Annotated in this window: 13 protein-coding genes; 3 read left to right on the top strand and 10 right to left on the bottom strand. The window is 41.5% G+C overall.

From position 1 onward, the window contains the following. Positions 1 to 113: 113 nt before the first annotated feature. On the bottom strand, positions 114 to 896 hold the full coding sequence (locus BM090_RS09655; RefSeq protein ID WP_091511605.1) for a hypothetical protein: 783 nt from the start codon (positions 894 to 896) through the stop codon (positions 114 to 116). 209 nt (positions 897 to 1,105) lie between these two features. Between BM090_RS09655 and BM090_RS09660 the strand changes: the two genes are divergently transcribed. Continuing rightward, the gene (locus BM090_RS09660; RefSeq protein WP_091511608.1) at positions 1,106 to 1,654 is read left to right on the top strand and encodes a rhomboid family intramembrane serine protease; all 549 of its coding nucleotides are present in this window, start codon (positions 1,106 to 1,108) and stop codon (positions 1,652 to 1,654) included. Positions 1,655 to 1,862: 208 nt separating this feature from the next. Next, a complete protein-coding gene (locus BM090_RS09665; RefSeq protein WP_091511611.1) occupies positions 1,863 to 3,575 on the top strand; it encodes a PAS domain S-box protein in 1,713 nt (570 codons plus the stop codon). A gap of 50 nt (positions 3,576 to 3,625) precedes the next feature. Here BM090_RS09665 and BM090_RS09670 read toward each other — a convergent pair whose 3' ends face one another. The 4 genes from BM090_RS09670 to BM090_RS09685 all read right to left on the bottom strand — a co-directional run bounded on the left by BM090_RS09670 (position 3,626) and on the right by BM090_RS09685 (position 9,018). Further along, positions 3,626 to 4,537 (bottom strand): alpha/beta fold hydrolase, encoded by a 912-nt coding sequence (locus tag BM090_RS09670; RefSeq protein WP_091511615.1) that lies wholly within the window; start codon positions 4,535 to 4,537, stop codon positions 3,626 to 3,628. Between the two features lie 99 nt (positions 4,538 to 4,636). After that, entirely contained in the window at positions 4,637 to 5,200 is a 564-nt protein-coding gene (locus tag BM090_RS09675) for a TetR/AcrR family transcriptional regulator (RefSeq protein ID WP_091511619.1), read from the bottom strand. A gap of 123 nt (positions 5,201 to 5,323) precedes the next feature. Beyond that, positions 5,324 to 6,220 (bottom strand): DUF6607 family protein, encoded by an 897-nt coding sequence (locus BM090_RS09680; RefSeq protein ID WP_091511623.1) that lies wholly within the window; start codon positions 6,218 to 6,220, stop codon positions 5,324 to 5,326. 461 nt (positions 6,221 to 6,681) lie between these two features. After that, positions 6,682 to 9,018: a T9SS type A sorting domain-containing protein gene (locus tag BM090_RS09685; RefSeq protein ID WP_091511626.1), complete on the bottom strand. Its 2,337-nt coding sequence runs from the start codon at positions 9,016 to 9,018 to the stop codon at positions 6,682 to 6,684. 314 nt (positions 9,019 to 9,332) lie between these two features. Between BM090_RS09685 and BM090_RS09690 the strand changes: the two genes are divergently transcribed. Then, complete coding sequence (locus tag BM090_RS09690; RefSeq protein WP_091511629.1) at positions 9,333 to 11,294, top strand: OmpA family protein; 1,962 nt, start codon at positions 9,333 to 9,335, stop codon at positions 11,292 to 11,294. Here the strand turns inward: BM090_RS09690 and BM090_RS09695 are convergent, their stop codons facing one another. From BM090_RS09695 to BM090_RS09715, 5 genes are all read right to left on the bottom strand, one after another. Next, positions 11,295 to 12,359 (bottom strand): DNA polymerase beta superfamily protein, encoded by a 1,065-nt coding sequence (locus BM090_RS09695; RefSeq protein ID WP_091511632.1) that lies wholly within the window; start codon positions 12,357 to 12,359, stop codon positions 11,295 to 11,297. A 90-nt stretch (positions 12,360 to 12,449) separates the two neighbouring features. Beyond that, positions 12,450 to 12,761: a ribosome hibernation-promoting factor, HPF/YfiA family gene (gene hpf / locus BM090_RS09700; protein WP_091511636.1), complete on the bottom strand. Its 312-nt coding sequence runs from the start codon at positions 12,759 to 12,761 to the stop codon at positions 12,450 to 12,452. Positions 12,762 to 12,888: 127 nt separating this feature from the next. Next, positions 12,889 to 13,803, bottom strand: coding sequence for a tyrosine-type recombinase/integrase (locus BM090_RS09705; RefSeq protein WP_091511639.1), 915 nt, complete (start codon positions 13,801 to 13,803; stop codon positions 12,889 to 12,891). 73 nt (positions 13,804 to 13,876) lie between these two features. Continuing rightward, a complete protein-coding gene (rpsU, locus tag BM090_RS09710) occupies positions 13,877 to 14,071 on the bottom strand; it encodes a 30S ribosomal protein S21 (protein WP_091512094.1) in 195 nt (64 codons plus the stop codon). Positions 14,072 to 14,248: 177 nt separating this feature from the next. Further along, entirely contained in the window at positions 14,249 to 14,671 is a 423-nt protein-coding gene (locus BM090_RS09715) for an Hsp20/alpha crystallin family protein (RefSeq protein WP_091511642.1), read from the bottom strand. Between the last annotated feature and the right edge of the window lie 113 nt (positions 14,672 to 14,784).

Raw genomic sequence — 14,784 nt, forward strand, 5'->3', positions numbered from 1 at the left:
TAGGAGTGATAAATCGTAATATATTCGGGAAAAGCATCAAAACAAAATTGGCGAATGCTTCCCTGATAACAAAGAAAAGCATTCGCCAATTCCAGTATTATATCGTAAAATAATTATTTGCGGTGTAACGCACCACCACCAATGGCCAAACGTACATACCAGCCATTATTAGCAGACTTTGCATAATTACTTGCATTTTCTAGTTTAATATCGTTCACATTGTATTTATTGTTCGCCATTTGAGATTGGTAGCCAAAACGCAAACCAAGATTAAATCCTTTATTGTCGTCATTTCCGCCACTGTGTACAAAATAGTTTACACCCACAGCAGCATTAAAGGCCAAATTATGGTTATAATACAATGCATTTTGTTCTGAGATTTCAGTTGTTCCTGGGTAGCTACGGCCTGTAAGGATGTTGCTGCTGCGTGGATCAGAAAGAATATGGCCGCTGGCAGCGTACCCAATCCCCACCAACGGATATACCACAAAATTCTTTTTGTGTAACACTATATAGCCTGCATTTACCAATACCGCAGCCCCCACACGACGAGTCCCTAACTTAAATTTATAATCATCTTCATTGCCCAATGCCAGCAGATTAGTATGAGATTGTTCGGCTTTATTGCCCAAAGTTACATTCAGTTCACCACCGATCAATACACTATTAAACACATCATAGCCCTCACCGCCCAGCACCAATGCACCTGCTTTTGGCTCAGGGAAATTGAACAACCCTGTATTATTTTTTACGACTTTATCATAAAATTTTTGGTCGCCAAAACCCGTATAGCCAACAAAAAAATGGCCAAAACCTCCGAAACGATCAGCTTGTTGAGCCATAGAAGCTGATACTGTGGCAAGCAAGAATGAACCTACTAGTAATATTTTTTTCATGGGAAAAAGAAATGTTTAAGAATTAGGATGAACTATTAAAAATACAATCCCCAATAATACCACAAATAGCGGAGCTTAAAAAATGATTGTACCATTATTCTCAATTTTTATTATTAAAAATTCAGGAAAAATGCTTTGAAAGAAAATAACAACGAAACTTATTATCAAATTTGTAAGTTAGGCCACAGACGCATTACAATACAAATCTTATGAACAATCTACCACGTTTTATCCGTTGGCCGTTTATTTTCTTGGCGATTTGCTGGGGAGTTTGGTTTTTTGAAGCGGTTACACATATCGACTTAGGCGTTTGGGGCATATTGCCGCGCCATTGGTCAGGGCTTTGGGGCATCTTATTTTCACCGTTTCTTCATGGCGGACTCTGGCATTTGGTAGCCAATACTGTGCCTGTGGCTGTGCTCATGTTCTTGATTTTGTTTTTTTATCCTCGCCTTGCTCCTGCTGCTCTGTTGTTTATTCATATCGGAACGGGGCTTTGCGTATGGCTGGCGGCTCGTCCCAGTTATCACATTGGTGCCAGTGGCGTGATTTATGGCTACGCGAGTTTTTTATTTTTTAGTGGCATTTTCCGAAAAAGTTGGCGAGCAGCCTTGCTCTCGTTGCTTGTATTTTTGCTTTACGGCGGTATGGTGGCTGGCGTGTTCCCAACCGACCCTCATATTTCTTGGGAAGCGCATTTGTTAGGGGCATTTACTGGCGGCGTGGGAGCCTACATTTTCCGCGAGGAGCCAGCGTAAGAATTATCGCAATAAAATTCTGTTTTTATTCACATTTCGCATAAAAACTCACAGGTTTTATTTACGTTATAGAAAATTATTGGGTAATCATGTATTTGTTCCGTAAATTCAATAGAAACAAAGCGCAAATCCATAGTATTATCATCACGACTACAATACATCTTCTATAACATTCTTATTTTCAGGGTATTCAACCATTCGTACCACGATGAAAACACATGTAAATAAACACTTGAACCACGAAAACAGTGATTTTATTACGCAGCAAGAACACGAAGCTAATTTGCGCATGTTCGCGGGGGTAGCCGAACAAAAACTTATTCGCCATCTGGTCAATACCGTATCCGATGCCATGATTATTGTTAATGCTGCTGGCATTATTCACTTGCTCAATCAGGCGGCAGAAGCAGTGTTTGGCTACGAACCAGCCGAACTGCTTGGCCAAAAAGTTGGGTTGTTGATGTGTCCCAAACACGCACATACATTTGATATTTATATGCGCCATTACCGCATTACGGGGCAAAATCACACCAGTTCGCTCAAAAAAGAAGTAAAATGTGTGCGTAAAAATGGGCGTTGGTTTTATGTGGAGTTTTCTCTTAACGAAATTCCGACCGCCGACGGCGTTTTGTTCGTGGTGCTTATCAAAGACTTAACCCAAATAAAAGACTACGAACAGCAACTACGACAACATATTGAGGAGCTAAATCAAAGTTTGGCACAGTTGCACTCACAAGCCGCCATGATTCGCGAATCCGAAGCCCTAATGCGTGGCATTTTGGACAACGCCGACGAAGCCATTATTATGACCGATAGCACAGGCACTATCGCTTCTTTCAATGTGGCCGCCGAAGAAATGTTTGGTTATCATCGTTACAATATTATCGGTAAAAATGTCGCGATGCTTTTTACTCAACCCACAGCATCCAACAATTTGCCCGAACGCCTCCGCGAATCTGTTTTTTCGGCTACACACAATATCGGACGTGAGGCGGTGGCCGTTCGCTACAATGGCGCACAATTCCCTGTTTTTCTGTCGGTTAACCAAACTGTTTCCAACAAAAGTTCCATTTTTACGGGAATAATTCGCGACCTTACCCAACAAAAAAAGCTCGAAAAAGAAACGCTTTCCCGAACGCTTTTAGAGCAAAAAAACAAAGAAATTACTGACAGTCTTCGCTACGCTTCCCAAATCCAGATGGCCATTTTGCCCGAAAAAGCCATTTTGAACAAATACATTCCCAATCATTTTGTTTTTTATCGCCCCAAAGACATCGTAAGTGGCGATTTCTATTGGTTTAGCCGCAAAAACGACAAGATTTTTATTGCAGCCATCGACTGCACGGGGCATGGCGTACCAGGCGCGTTTATGTCGCTGATTGGCTACACCAACCTGAACAAAATCGTAGATGAGTTCGGGGTAAATGAACCTGATATTATTTTGGCCTCTCTAGACCAATACGTTACGGCTTCTTTGCAAAAAAACAATGCAAATTCCGACTTTAGAGAAGGCATGGACTTGGCTTTGTGTTGCATAGATATGCGCACTCATACCCTAACATATGCAGGTGCGTACAGACCTTTGTATATTCATCGACAAAATGGGGATGTTATTGAAGAAATTAACCCGACCAAAATATCTATTGGCGGCAATACAGAACATATCCATAAAGATTTTCAAGCGCATCAGTTACAACTTCAAAAAGGCGACCGATTTTATATTTTTACCGACGGCATCACAGACCAATTTGGCGGCAAAGACAGCAAAAAATATACGTCTCGGCAATTCAAATCTTTTTTGCAAAGTGTACAACAAATACCTATGGACGCGCAAGGTCTGACACTTGAAACTGAGTTTGAACGCTGGCGCAACAACCAAATCCAAGTAGATGATGTATTGGTCATTGGTGTTCAAATCTAAAACAAAAAGTGTGCTAAGTTTGAGAAACAACGACTTAGCACACTTTTTGTTTATGCTTGGCTAATAAATTCCACTACTTCTTTGATCGGCTCAGCCTCTCTGATGATGCGGTTGTGCCCGTAATTTTCGGTAATTAGCATTTGCGCTTTCGACCACACCTCCGCCAGCCGTTGGGCATCGGTGCAAGGCACGACAATATCATTTTTGTCATGCACCAACAACACGCGTTTGGCATTTACCTTGTTCCAGAGTTGTGTCAAATCATAAATATCGCGATCAATATTAAAGCGATGGTGCATTGCATTTTGCATATTGGCAATGACTTTATCCGAAATATGCAAGGTTTGTTTGAGCCTTGTGAAAATGCCTTGAATATCGGTTGGACTGCTTATCATTACCAAATTTTCCAGTTCAATTTCGGGCGTTTTGGCGCAACGATAAAACGAAGCCGCACCACCCATCGAATGCCCAATAATCGTATGTATTTTGCCGAAATGCTTAAAAATCGCGCCTACCGCCAAGCTGTATTCAAACATATTGGTTTGTTGCTGGCCGCGCGAGTTGCCGTGTGCTGGTGCATCAAAAGCTGCCACCGCAAAACCTTGTTTTAATATTTCTTGAATAAAAAACTGAAAATGAGCGGCTTCATTTTCCCAGCCATGCACAAAAAGCACCAGCGGTTGACCCTCCCCTCCCCAACGGTAGCCGTGCAAAGCGTGGCCATTAAACGGAACCCTAACCGCTTGCCCACTGGACAACAAATCGGCTGGCCATTCTGGACGTTTCCGAATGACAGGCGTAAAAAATAGTTTAGAGGCTACTTTGCTCACCAAACGCGGCGCAATCGCCCCCAAATGCCTGAATCCCAAACGCATGAGCCGCACATTAAACGGCAAAGTAAATCCTTTTCCTGTTTTGGGGCTGGGAGCTGGTCCAACGATAGTTCTGATTTTTTCTTCCATAACAATGAAAATAGTATGGTGGTCTAAAATATTTTTTATTGCAAACGAATCAATTAATATTTACTTACTAATAAGTAAGTTTCTAGGTAAAAAATTACGTTAATTGCTTAGTTCTAATTTTATCTGAGCCACAACCTCAAAAAAACGTTGTCGGCCAGTAACACGCGCCATTTGCAAGCCACCCATCAACGACGACAAAATCACGGTTGCGCGGCTTTCTGCTTGGCCTTTAAACGTCCAAACGCCAGCCTTTTGGCTTTCTATCAGTAAGTTGCAAAGCCATTGCATAATATCTTCTATCAACAATTGCGTTTCCTGCTGCATGGAAACAGGCAGTGTCTTGTAAGCCGCCGCCAACGACCCCACCAAACAAACCTTGCTATTATTTTCTAAGTAGCTGTAATATAAAGTCAAGAACAAGTCCAAACGTTCCCAAGCATTGAGGGCTTGCGTTTCGGGCAAATTTATCCACTTGCGAAAACGCCCTCTTGCTCTGCGAATAATGTCGCAACCCAAATCTTCCTTCATAGGATAATAGTAATGAATAGCTGCATTTTTGACATTCAATACTTTAGCTATGTGCTGATAACTAAAACCATTGTATCCGTTGTCTTGCAGCAGGTCTTCAGCGATATTTAAAATTTGCGTTTTGGTATCTGACATAGTATAAGCAAATCTACCTGCTTACTAACTAGTAAGCAAGCTCAATAGTTCATTTTGATACAAAAAAAACAACGCTGCCAGAAACTGGCAACGTTGTTTGCAATAATAGGTGTTAGTTAGTTATTATTTTTTCACAAACTTTTCAATTATTGGCTTTACTTCAGCCGTTTGCTCTGGCTTCAGCTTAGATAAGTGTCTGTATAGAGGCTTATTATCTACGGCAGCTTCCATTCTCAAACCTTGATTTTTAGAAAGCACCACATCCCATTCTTTGCGCACCGCCGCCCAGAATTTTTCGTTTTCTTTCCACCATTTTTGAGCAGCTTCGCAGCGGCTATTTTCTACTTTTTTGTAAGTATTAATGCCTTTTTCTTGTGCGATAAGGCGGTCGCCTGCTTCGCTACGATTGATTTTGTCGTTGTCTTGGTCGTGTACCCAGCCATAAGTCGTGATTTCGTGACGGTTGGTACGGCGCAATACGTTGTAATCGTTGCGAATGGTATGTTCGCGGCGCGGCAGCGGGCTGTCTGCTGTACTTTCCCAATAATGTTTGCCATCAGCGTGTATCCAAGTGGCTGTTGCTTCGTAGCGCGGGCTATCGTCCACCTGAAATACTTTTTGCGTCCATTGGCCTTTTACGTCTTTATCTGAATAGGTTTTGTTGTTCCATGCGTTGTCGCGGTCGTAAGCCAACACATTTTTGTTTTGGTACAACCAATCTTGTCGCCAGTGCTTTACAATGTATTTTTCAGTTGAAGCAGAGTCATTTACGATCAGTAAATGTTGTAGTACAATTTTGCCTTTGGCATCTTCTACGAGCTGCACCCATTCCAAGCCCTTAGAGTGTTCGTTTTCATAAAATTTGTAATTTTTATCTGGCGAAAACGTCTCTCCAAACTGAAAATCAACCTCATAACAGCCGCACATACTCTTGATAGCTACGGCATCTTGTGGGTTTTGGGCTTGGCTTACAGTGGCGGCCAGCATCAATGCAAAAATTCCTCTAATTGTCTTTTTCATTGTTTACACAATATTTAGAATGAAGGTAAAAGTAATAATGATGCTGCAAATTTATCCTTATTTAGACTTAATACAAATAAATTAACGAAATTATTTGGAATAAATCTAAATAGTCTCTTTATTTGTCATGTCAAATCAGTGCGAGGAATGGCGGCTTTAGAGGTGATTGGCCAACAAGGCTACGCTTTTTCTGACGGGTTTGGCAAAACGTTGTTGTATCTAACCATTGCATTTTGGTTTTATATGTTTTAGCAGTTTTTTGTGTATTTATTGTAGATAGTATTTAAACTGAATGTAATCATTGTTTTGAATAAAAACGCCTTTCATTGATACAGTTTTGATACCAAACCGTTGGGAGAGCTTCTCGCCCAACGGTTTTTTTTATTAGAATTTGAACATAAAAAAACCAGACAATCAAGCGACTGTCTGGTTTTTACTTTTAATACAAAAAATGAATTTAACTATCTTTCAATTACCAATTTCTGTGTAGAAATCCTGTCTTTGGTTTGGAGTCGAAGTAAATACATTCCTGTACTTAAAATGCTCAAATCCAAGTCGTTTTTACCTTCTACCGCATCGGCACTCCAAAGGCTGTGGCCAACCAAATCATGCACGGAAACCGTGCCACTTGCGCTACTTTCCAAAGTAACTGAGCCAGCCGAAGGGTTAGGCGAAAGACTGCGTATAGCATTAATATTCGGTTTTGTACCGACCACATAAGTATAAGTAACATATTGTGCAGCCGACTGCCGTGTACATCCATTATTACCAACGGTTACTATAGAACAATTTCCACTTTGATTTATATGAAATTTTCGTGGATGATTGGGCAATGGCGCAACAAACTGACCATCATTCCAAACAAAATAAGTGGCATTTGGCACAGAGTCCGCCAAAAGAATGCCGTTTCCGATTACGCTAAAACCAGACGTTGGAGGAGATTGTCTGATATGCACAAGAACAGGATTAGAAGGTTCTGAAACACAAGAACCTTTTATTTGCTGAACGGTATATGTGCCAGCGGTACTGATTGTTACAGAACTACCAACCATACCATTACTCCACACATAAGTAGCACCTGCTTGTGGATATAAGACAGAAACTGTACCCGAATCGCAAAACGAATAAGATGTTTGGACAGTTGGTGAAACATTCTGTGTCTCATAAGAATTTACGGCAATTGCGGCAATTGCAGAAGTACAAGTTCCTGAAATAGCTTGTACAAGGAAAACACCAGGATTAGTAGTGAGCAGACTATCAGAAACAATGCTTTCATTCCACAGATACGTTACATTGGCAGGCGGATTACTAATGCTCAATTTTACATGGCAATCAGTCGATTCTTTCACAATTTCGGGAACAGACGGGCAAACAATACGGTTAATTTTAGAAACAGCCGCCAATGAGCCGTCCGTACCCGTAACAAACACGTCTATATCATCCATAGAAGCCGCTATACTTTCGGGCATTATGTCTATTTCAGTCGCATAAACAAATGTCCCGTCCAAATTATATTTTGCAGCAAACAATAGAAGGTCTGTTGGAATAGAGAAAGAAGCAGTGTCGGAAGGATCAAAATCTGTAAATTCATTGCCCATGCCTGTTACATATACGCCATTGGCATTCATCTGAAAATCATTAATGGTGGCACTACCGCCCCAATAAGCCGTTGTGCTAACGGGTTGATTCCAAGCCCAAGAACCATCTGCATTAATTTCACCAAAGAAAAAGCCACCAGAAGTAGAATCTATGGTTGTATTTGTCCAATCAATTCCATTTCCATAATAAAAATTACCTGCAATGGCTATTTTGTTATTCAGGCCAGTTTTGATACCAGCCGCGAAACTTTCACTTTCGCCGCCGATGCGTTTGGCCCACACAGGCGTACCGTTTGCACCAGTATATTTCCCTAAAAAAATATTGCGCACTGAATTAAGCGCAGTAACAGGGCTGGTTGTAAAATTGGCATCAGCAGTGTTTTTAAAATTGGCAATTACATACAAATCATTCTGATTATCAAAGGCCATCTTGAAATCTGAAATATTCTGACTGGCTTTAGCCCAAGCGAAATCGCCGCTGTTGGTCAGCTTCAAAATAAAATCACCAGTATTAAAAGCAGCATAAAGTGTGCCAGCCGAAGGGTCAAGATCCATGGAATGATTAAAATGGCCTGACACATATACATTGTTCTGATTATCCAAAGAGATAGAACCACCCGTTTCGTCGCTCGACGTACTTCCCAGCGTTTTTACCCAAACCAACTCTGCATCAGGCGTTAGTTTACAGATAAAAATATCAGACTCTACTCTGTTAATGTTTTGAAAAAATGTTGTATTTATAAATGTTTGTCCAGCGGCAGGATTGACATCTACTTTTCCTCTAAATGTACCGACAATATACATATTGCCTGCCGCATCTGTCGTAAAGCCAGAAGCTACCACAACCCCATTCAGATCGCTGAGCGAATCCACTTGCATCGCATTAGCCCAAAGCAGTGCGCCATCAGCAGTGAGTTTTGTAATGTAAGTAGCTACAGAACCCTCATTAGCACCGTTATTCGCATTTAACACATAGCTACTACTAATCTGCGGGTCAAAGTCTGTTTTACTAAAAAAAGAACCTACATTAATCACATTACCTGCGGCATCTACTTTCACCCCAACACCTTTCGGGAGATATTCTTGATAATTGAGGGATTCCTCATTTATTTGTTTAAACTCTTTAGTCCATTGAAAATTTTGAGCATAAGCAGCCGTGCCAATCATGAGGCTTCCGAGTAAAAAAATGAGCTTTTTCATCGTGTTAGGTTGTTTAAAAAGTGAGAAATAAAAAATTGTTTTTGGGAGAGATTAAACACAAAAGATTATATTGTCTTTTCTATAACTTTCTTATTTTCAGCCTATTTTGTTTGATTTATCAAAATAACACGCCTTACAATCCTATACGAATATTTTGCCCAAAACGCTGCTTGCTTTTTTACATTTTTTAAAACCAACAGACACAACATTTAGGCCCTTACTAACGTCTCTCCTATAAATTTTGGGCTGTTTGCGTTTGGTTTTATACTAAAACCTTTACCTTGCTTACGATTATTAACCTTATTAAATAAAAAATGAAGTCTCGTTTCCTGATGTCTATGTTTGTGCTGACCTGCGCCGCTTCGGTTGCGTGGGCGCAACCACTCACCAGTTCCAACAAAAAAGCCCAATCCGCTTACGACGAGGCGAACGTTTTGCTCCAGAAACGCGAGTACGACAAAGGCATTGAGCTAATGGAAAAAGCCGTGAACCGAGACCCCAATTTTGCCGATGCACATTTGGCTTTAGGGCATTTGTATATGTTCCTGATGCCAAAAAATGAAAAAAATATGGCCGTAATTTTTGGGCATTTTGAGGCTTATTTGCAATATGCACCCCAACAACGCGAATCCTCGGAAGTGGCTCATTTTTTAGCTTCGCTCTACATGGATTACGGAAAATACGAACAGGCTATCAAATGGCTGGAATGGAGCATTGCACACCCGAAACGTAATTTGGAACAAACCGATAACGCCGAGCAGTTGCTTGCCGATGCCAAATTTGCCAAAGAAGCCGTACTCAAGCCGCTGCCCATCACGATACAGGCTTTGCCGCCAGCCGTAAACCATTTTCCGCTACAATATTTCCCGACCATCACCGCCGACAAACAAACGCTGGTTTATGTGGGGCGCAAAGGCTTTACTTCGGCCTACGACGAGGATTTGTATGTGGCCACGCTCAAAAATAACGAATGGCAACGTTCTACGCCTATTCCGAACATCAACACCGACCAAAACGAAGGAACGGCTTGTATTTCGGGCGATGGCCGCAGCCTTGTGTTCAGTTCGTGCGGCACAGCCGACAGCAAAGGCGGTTGTGACATTTATATTTCCTACAAAATCGGCAACCAATGGACCAAACCCCAAAACATTGAGGCCATCAACTCCGAATATTGGGATTCGCAACCCTCACTTTCTGCCGACGGCAAAACCATTTATTTCAGTTCCAACCGCGCAGGCGGCATTGGCAAACACGACATTTGGGGAAGCCATCAAAACGAACAAGGACAATGGCAAACACCTGTAAATCTGGGAGATAAAATAAATACGCCTGCCGATGAACTTGCGCCATTTATTCACGCCAACGGCCAAACATTGTTTTTCAGTTCCTCGGGCTACGCGGGCATGGGCAAACTGGATTTGTATTTGAGTAATAATATCAATGGCCAATGGCAAACCCCCGAAAATTTGGGCTACCCGCTCAACACCGCCAAAGACGAAACCGCCATTAGCATTACAGCCGACGGCAAAACAGCCTTTTTTAGTCGCGAACAACGCGCAACGCGCCAAACCAGTGCGGAAGGAAGCGTGTTGGCGTGGTTTGAAGTACCGAACACTTGGAACATCGTACACAAGAGTAATTACCTGAAAGGCACGGTGTTTGACAACCAAACCAAAGAAAAAATTGGAGCAACCGTTGAGCTGATAGATTTGGCTTCAGGGCAAAAAATGTATTCGGTGGAAGCCGACCCCAAAACAGGCGAATATTTGATGGTAATTACGGAAGGTAAAAATTATGCGTTGTATGTAAACCAAAAAGGTTATTTATTCAAAAGCCTTACATTCAATTATTTACAACCAAAAACAACCAACCAGCCAATAGAAATGGATATTCCTTTGGAAAAAATTCAGGCAGGAAGTCTTACGGTGCTCAACAATATTTCGTTTGAATCTGGTAAATATGAATTGTTGCCTTCGTCGGTGGCCGAACTAAAAAAGATTCAGGCTTTTATGAAGGAAAATCCGAGTATTGAAATTGAAATTGCAGGCCATACCGACGACGTAGGCTCTAAAACAGCCAACATTGAATTGAGCCAAAAACGTGCAGCCAGCGTGGTAAAATATTTGACCCAAAACGGTATCACGGCCAAGCGTTTGCAAGCCAAAGGCTACGGCGAAACACGTCCGCTCAACACCAATACAGGCGAAGGCGAACGCCAATTGAATCGCCGTATCGAATTTAAAATCCTGAAAACAAGCAGTTTACCTAAAAAATAATTAGGCTTTGGTTTGGCGGTAAAATGCTTGCCGAATCCTGATGAGCAAGGCGTTCAGGTAATCGTCCGAAAGGTCGGCGGGGAGTGCGCAGGCCGCAAATAGCGCGTCCAGATTCGTGATTTTTTCTTCGGCTTCGGCCAAAAGCAAATCATAATCGTAATCTCCTCGCCGAATAGCAAGCAACTGTTCGCGGTTGGGTCGGCGCACACGGATGCCCTGCCCTTCCGCGATTTCTACGCACATATCCAACAGCCGATGGCAGTGCATCATGTTTTTGCCATCATAATTTTTGCCGTGCGCAAGGGTTTCGTTATAGCGCGTGTCGTTGCGTTTTTCCACCCAATCCCAATACTGCCTGTATTCTTTGCAATAGCTCTGAAAACCTTCAATATTGGCGTATAAAACGGCTTCGGGCGCAGCCGCTGGCGCAATTTCGGAAAGCAAAATTTGCACGTCGTCCTTGTCGGTAATGCCTTTGTAGCGGTCTTTTTCTACAAACAAATGATAGCAATTTTTGGCGTGGTCAATGTCCGAAAGTCCGCAATCTTTTGCTTCTATCCCCTTGATTTTGAGCCATTCGGCCAACGAAATACTACCTTGTTCGTACGGAATCCAACAAAAATCCGAAAGACCTTTTCGCGCTTCCTCCATGGGTTTTACAATTTTCTTGTTTAGCCCTCGCGCTTTTTTGATTTGCTCAACGGCATAGCCGCCGAATGAATAGCGGCATTTTTGCGTCAGAAACTGCATTTTATTCGCAAAAAGCTCTTCCAAAACGGGATGTTGCTGGAGTATGCAATCTTGCGGCGTAAAAAGCAGTTCCAAAATCGTCGGGTTATTCGAGCGCAGCAATTGCACAAAGCGTTTGATTTCATAATACACAATGTCGTTTTTCTGGTCGTTCACTTGTTCTGTATAATTCATGCCCATAATGTCAGTTTCGGGCAAAATGAAAATGCCGCGAATATCCGTATCCGACGTGGGTAAATTCGTGCCGTAAGCCTTCGAGCCTGTAATGGCTTCAAAAACTATCAGATTTTTGTCTTTTAACTCCTGTATAGTCATGTGGGAAACAAATCTTAATTTGGGTTGAGTATAAATGCAAAACGCCTCATTACGAGGCGTTTGTTATTTTTTATTTGAATGAAAGGGCGATTATGCTTGCTGTCTTTCTACCAATTTTTCCTTATGTTTTTTAATTTGGGTTTTGAGTGCCTCCGTCGCCAAATCTGTCGCGGCCTCAAACGATGTAGATTGTTCTTTGGTGAAAATAGAGCCTCCTGGTACAAAAAGTTTTACCTCTACTACTTTATTCTCTTTGCTGTCGCCGTCTTTTTGCAATCGCAAGTAAACTTCCCCACTCGTAATACTGTCATAAAACGTTTCGAGTTTGTCCAATTTCTTTTGGATAAAGTCTAGTAATTTTTTGTCAGCATCGAAGTGCACTGAGTGAATTTGGAGTTTCATGGCTTTTAAAATTTAAAAGGTTAAACAAAAGGAAAATGCAACATCCAAAAAAGCCTTTTGCTTTTGATTATCAACGTTTTGATAGCCTATTATCCGCAAAATAAAGTGGCAAGTCTGGATAATTTGGTTAATTATTTCCTGCTTTGGGGTGCGCTTGCTTAAAGGCTTGTTTCATTTTCTCCAGTGAGTTATGCGTATAAACTTGCGTAGCGGCCAAACTCGTATGCCCTAACAAATCTTTGATGGCGTTGATGTCCGCGCCTTTGTTGAGCAAATGGGTGGCGAAAGTGTGCCGCAACACGTGCGGACTTTGCTTGGCAAGGTCTAACTGCCCCAAATAAAACTTCACGCGCCTATAAATAAACATTGGGTAGCATTTCTCACCGTTGTCGGTTAGCACAAAGCTATCGTCGGGCGAAACTGGGAACGTTGCTTTTTTAATGGCTCTGTACTGCTCTACAAGATGTACGAGTGTTTCGTGAATCGGCACAAGACGTTCCTTGTTGCGTTTTCCTAACACCTTGATAGTCTGATTATAGATATCTACATCTTCTTCGGACAGCCCAATTACTTCCGATAAACGTATGCCTGTGCCGTATAACAGCTCCAGTAAGAGTCTGTCCCGAGCACCTCCAAAATCTTCTGAAAATTTAAGTGATGGATTTTCTATTTCCAAGTTTCCGTCCAACAAATTTGCAATTTTATTTTCGGGCACAAAGACAGGATTGCGTTTTGGCAATCGCGGGCCTTTGATTTTCTGCATCGGATTTTGGGTAATTACCTCATTTTGTATAAGATATTTATAAAACGACCGCAAACACGCCATTTTGCGCGTGAGCGAACTGGGATTAAGGCCTCCATCAGAAAGATGCGCCAGCCAATGCCGTATCTCATAAAAAGAGGCTTGAGCAATAGGCGTAGGATTATTGTCTGTGCGGTTCAAGAACTGCTCAAACTGCGTCAAATCGTTTTTGTAGGAAACAAGCGTATGATTACTGTACCGTTTTTGGTATTGCAAATAATCTAAAAAAGAATCAACCATATCAGAATAAGCCAACTAATAGTGTTTACTTATGCCAATATGGTTGATTTGTATTGAAAAAGCTATGAAAATCTTAGTAATTTTCGGTAGCGTAAAGTTTTTGACGGTAAGCCGCTTTCAATTTGATAGTTCTTTGCGTGATAGACTTCTTCTCGAAGAAGTTACGTGCGCGAAGTTCTTTAAGAACGCCTGTACGCTCAAATTTTTTCTTGAAGCGTTTGAGAGCTTTGTCGATAGACTCGTTTTCTTTTACTTGAATGATAATCATGTTTAAAACGTATTGTTGAAATAATTTGAAAATCTCTGTTGTTAGATAAGGGCGCAAAACTAATATTTTCCTATTACAAAACAAATATTGTTGCAAAAAAATAACAACAAAAATCCCCGAATCTTGCGGAAACGAGGATTTTTGTTTGGACTTCAAGGGGGTATTTTGTTACTTCAATTAAGCAATTTCGATGCTGCGAACCGCTTTTACTTTCGCTTCGTCGCGCTTAGGAATCAAAATATTGAGCACGCCATCCGTGTATTTTGCTTCGATTTTGTCTTGCTCTACCGTGTTTGGCAACGTGAACGAGCGTTGGAAAGTGCTATAATGAAACTCTTTGCGCGTATATTTTTCGCTGGTTTCTTCTTTGCTTTCCTCTTGTTTATAACCAATGGTCAATACATTGTTATTTACATTCAGCGTGAATAATTCTTTACGCAAACCTGGGGCGGCTACTTCCACGCGAAACGCTTCTGGTGTTTCGGCCACGTTTACGGCTGGCACGCTGGCGTGTTGGTCGCGGCCAATGAAATCGAAGCCATCAAATAAATGAGCAAATGGAGCTGGAACTTGTGTTGGTTTGAATTTTACGATAGACATAATTTGTGTCCTCCTATGTTTTTATGTTGTGTTGTAAATAAAATCTTTAATTACTATAAGCTACTCGTTTATTTTCGCTTACATAAAGTCTATTTACAACACTCGTACCAATT

The organism is Flexibacter flexilis DSM 6793, assembly GCF_900112255.1.
Taxonomy (GTDB): Bacteria; Bacteroidota; Bacteroidia; order Cytophagales; family Flexibacteraceae; genus Flexibacter; species Flexibacter flexilis.

Bases quoted from the DNA above. Each gene is read 5' to 3' on its own strand.
- BM090_RS09715 (WP_091511642.1), bottom strand. From the start codon at position 14,671: ATGTCTATCGTAAAATTCAAACCAACACAAGTTCCAGCTCCATTTGCT.
- BM090_RS09690 (WP_091511629.1), top strand. From the start codon at position 9,333: ATGAAGTCTCGTTTCCTGATGTCTATGTTTGTGCTGACCTGCGCCGCT.
- BM090_RS09655 (WP_091511605.1), bottom strand. From the start codon at position 896: ATGAAAAAAATATTACTAGTAGGTTCATTCTTGCTTGCCACAGTATCA.
- BM090_RS09705 (WP_091511639.1), bottom strand. From the start codon at position 13,803: ATGGTTGATTCTTTTTTAGATTATTTGCAATACCAAAAACGGTACAGT.
- BM090_RS09665 (WP_091511611.1), top strand. From the start codon at position 1,863: ATGAAAACACATGTAAATAAACACTTGAACCACGAAAACAGTGATTTT.
- BM090_RS09670 (WP_091511615.1), bottom strand. From the start codon at position 4,537: ATGGAAGAAAAAATCAGAACTATCGTTGGACCAGCTCCCAGCCCCAAA.
- BM090_RS09680 (WP_091511623.1), bottom strand. From the start codon at position 6,220: ATGAAAAAGACAATTAGAGGAATTTTTGCATTGATGCTGGCCGCCACT.
- BM090_RS09685 (WP_091511626.1), bottom strand. From the start codon at position 9,018: ATGAAAAAGCTCATTTTTTTACTCGGAAGCCTCATGATTGGCACGGCT.
- BM090_RS09695 (WP_091511632.1), bottom strand. From the start codon at position 12,359: ATGACTATACAGGAGTTAAAAGACAAAAATCTGATAGTTTTTGAAGCC.
- hpf (WP_091511636.1), bottom strand. From the start codon at position 12,761: ATGAAACTCCAAATTCACTCAGTGCACTTCGATGCTGACAAAAAATTA.
- BM090_RS09675 (WP_091511619.1), bottom strand. From the start codon at position 5,200: ATGTCAGATACCAAAACGCAAATTTTAAATATCGCTGAAGACCTGCTG.
- rpsU (WP_091512094.1), bottom strand. From the start codon at position 14,071: ATGATTATCATTCAAGTAAAAGAAAACGAGTCTATCGACAAAGCTCTC.
- BM090_RS09660 (WP_091511608.1), top strand. From the start codon at position 1,106: ATGAACAATCTACCACGTTTTATCCGTTGGCCGTTTATTTTCTTGGCG.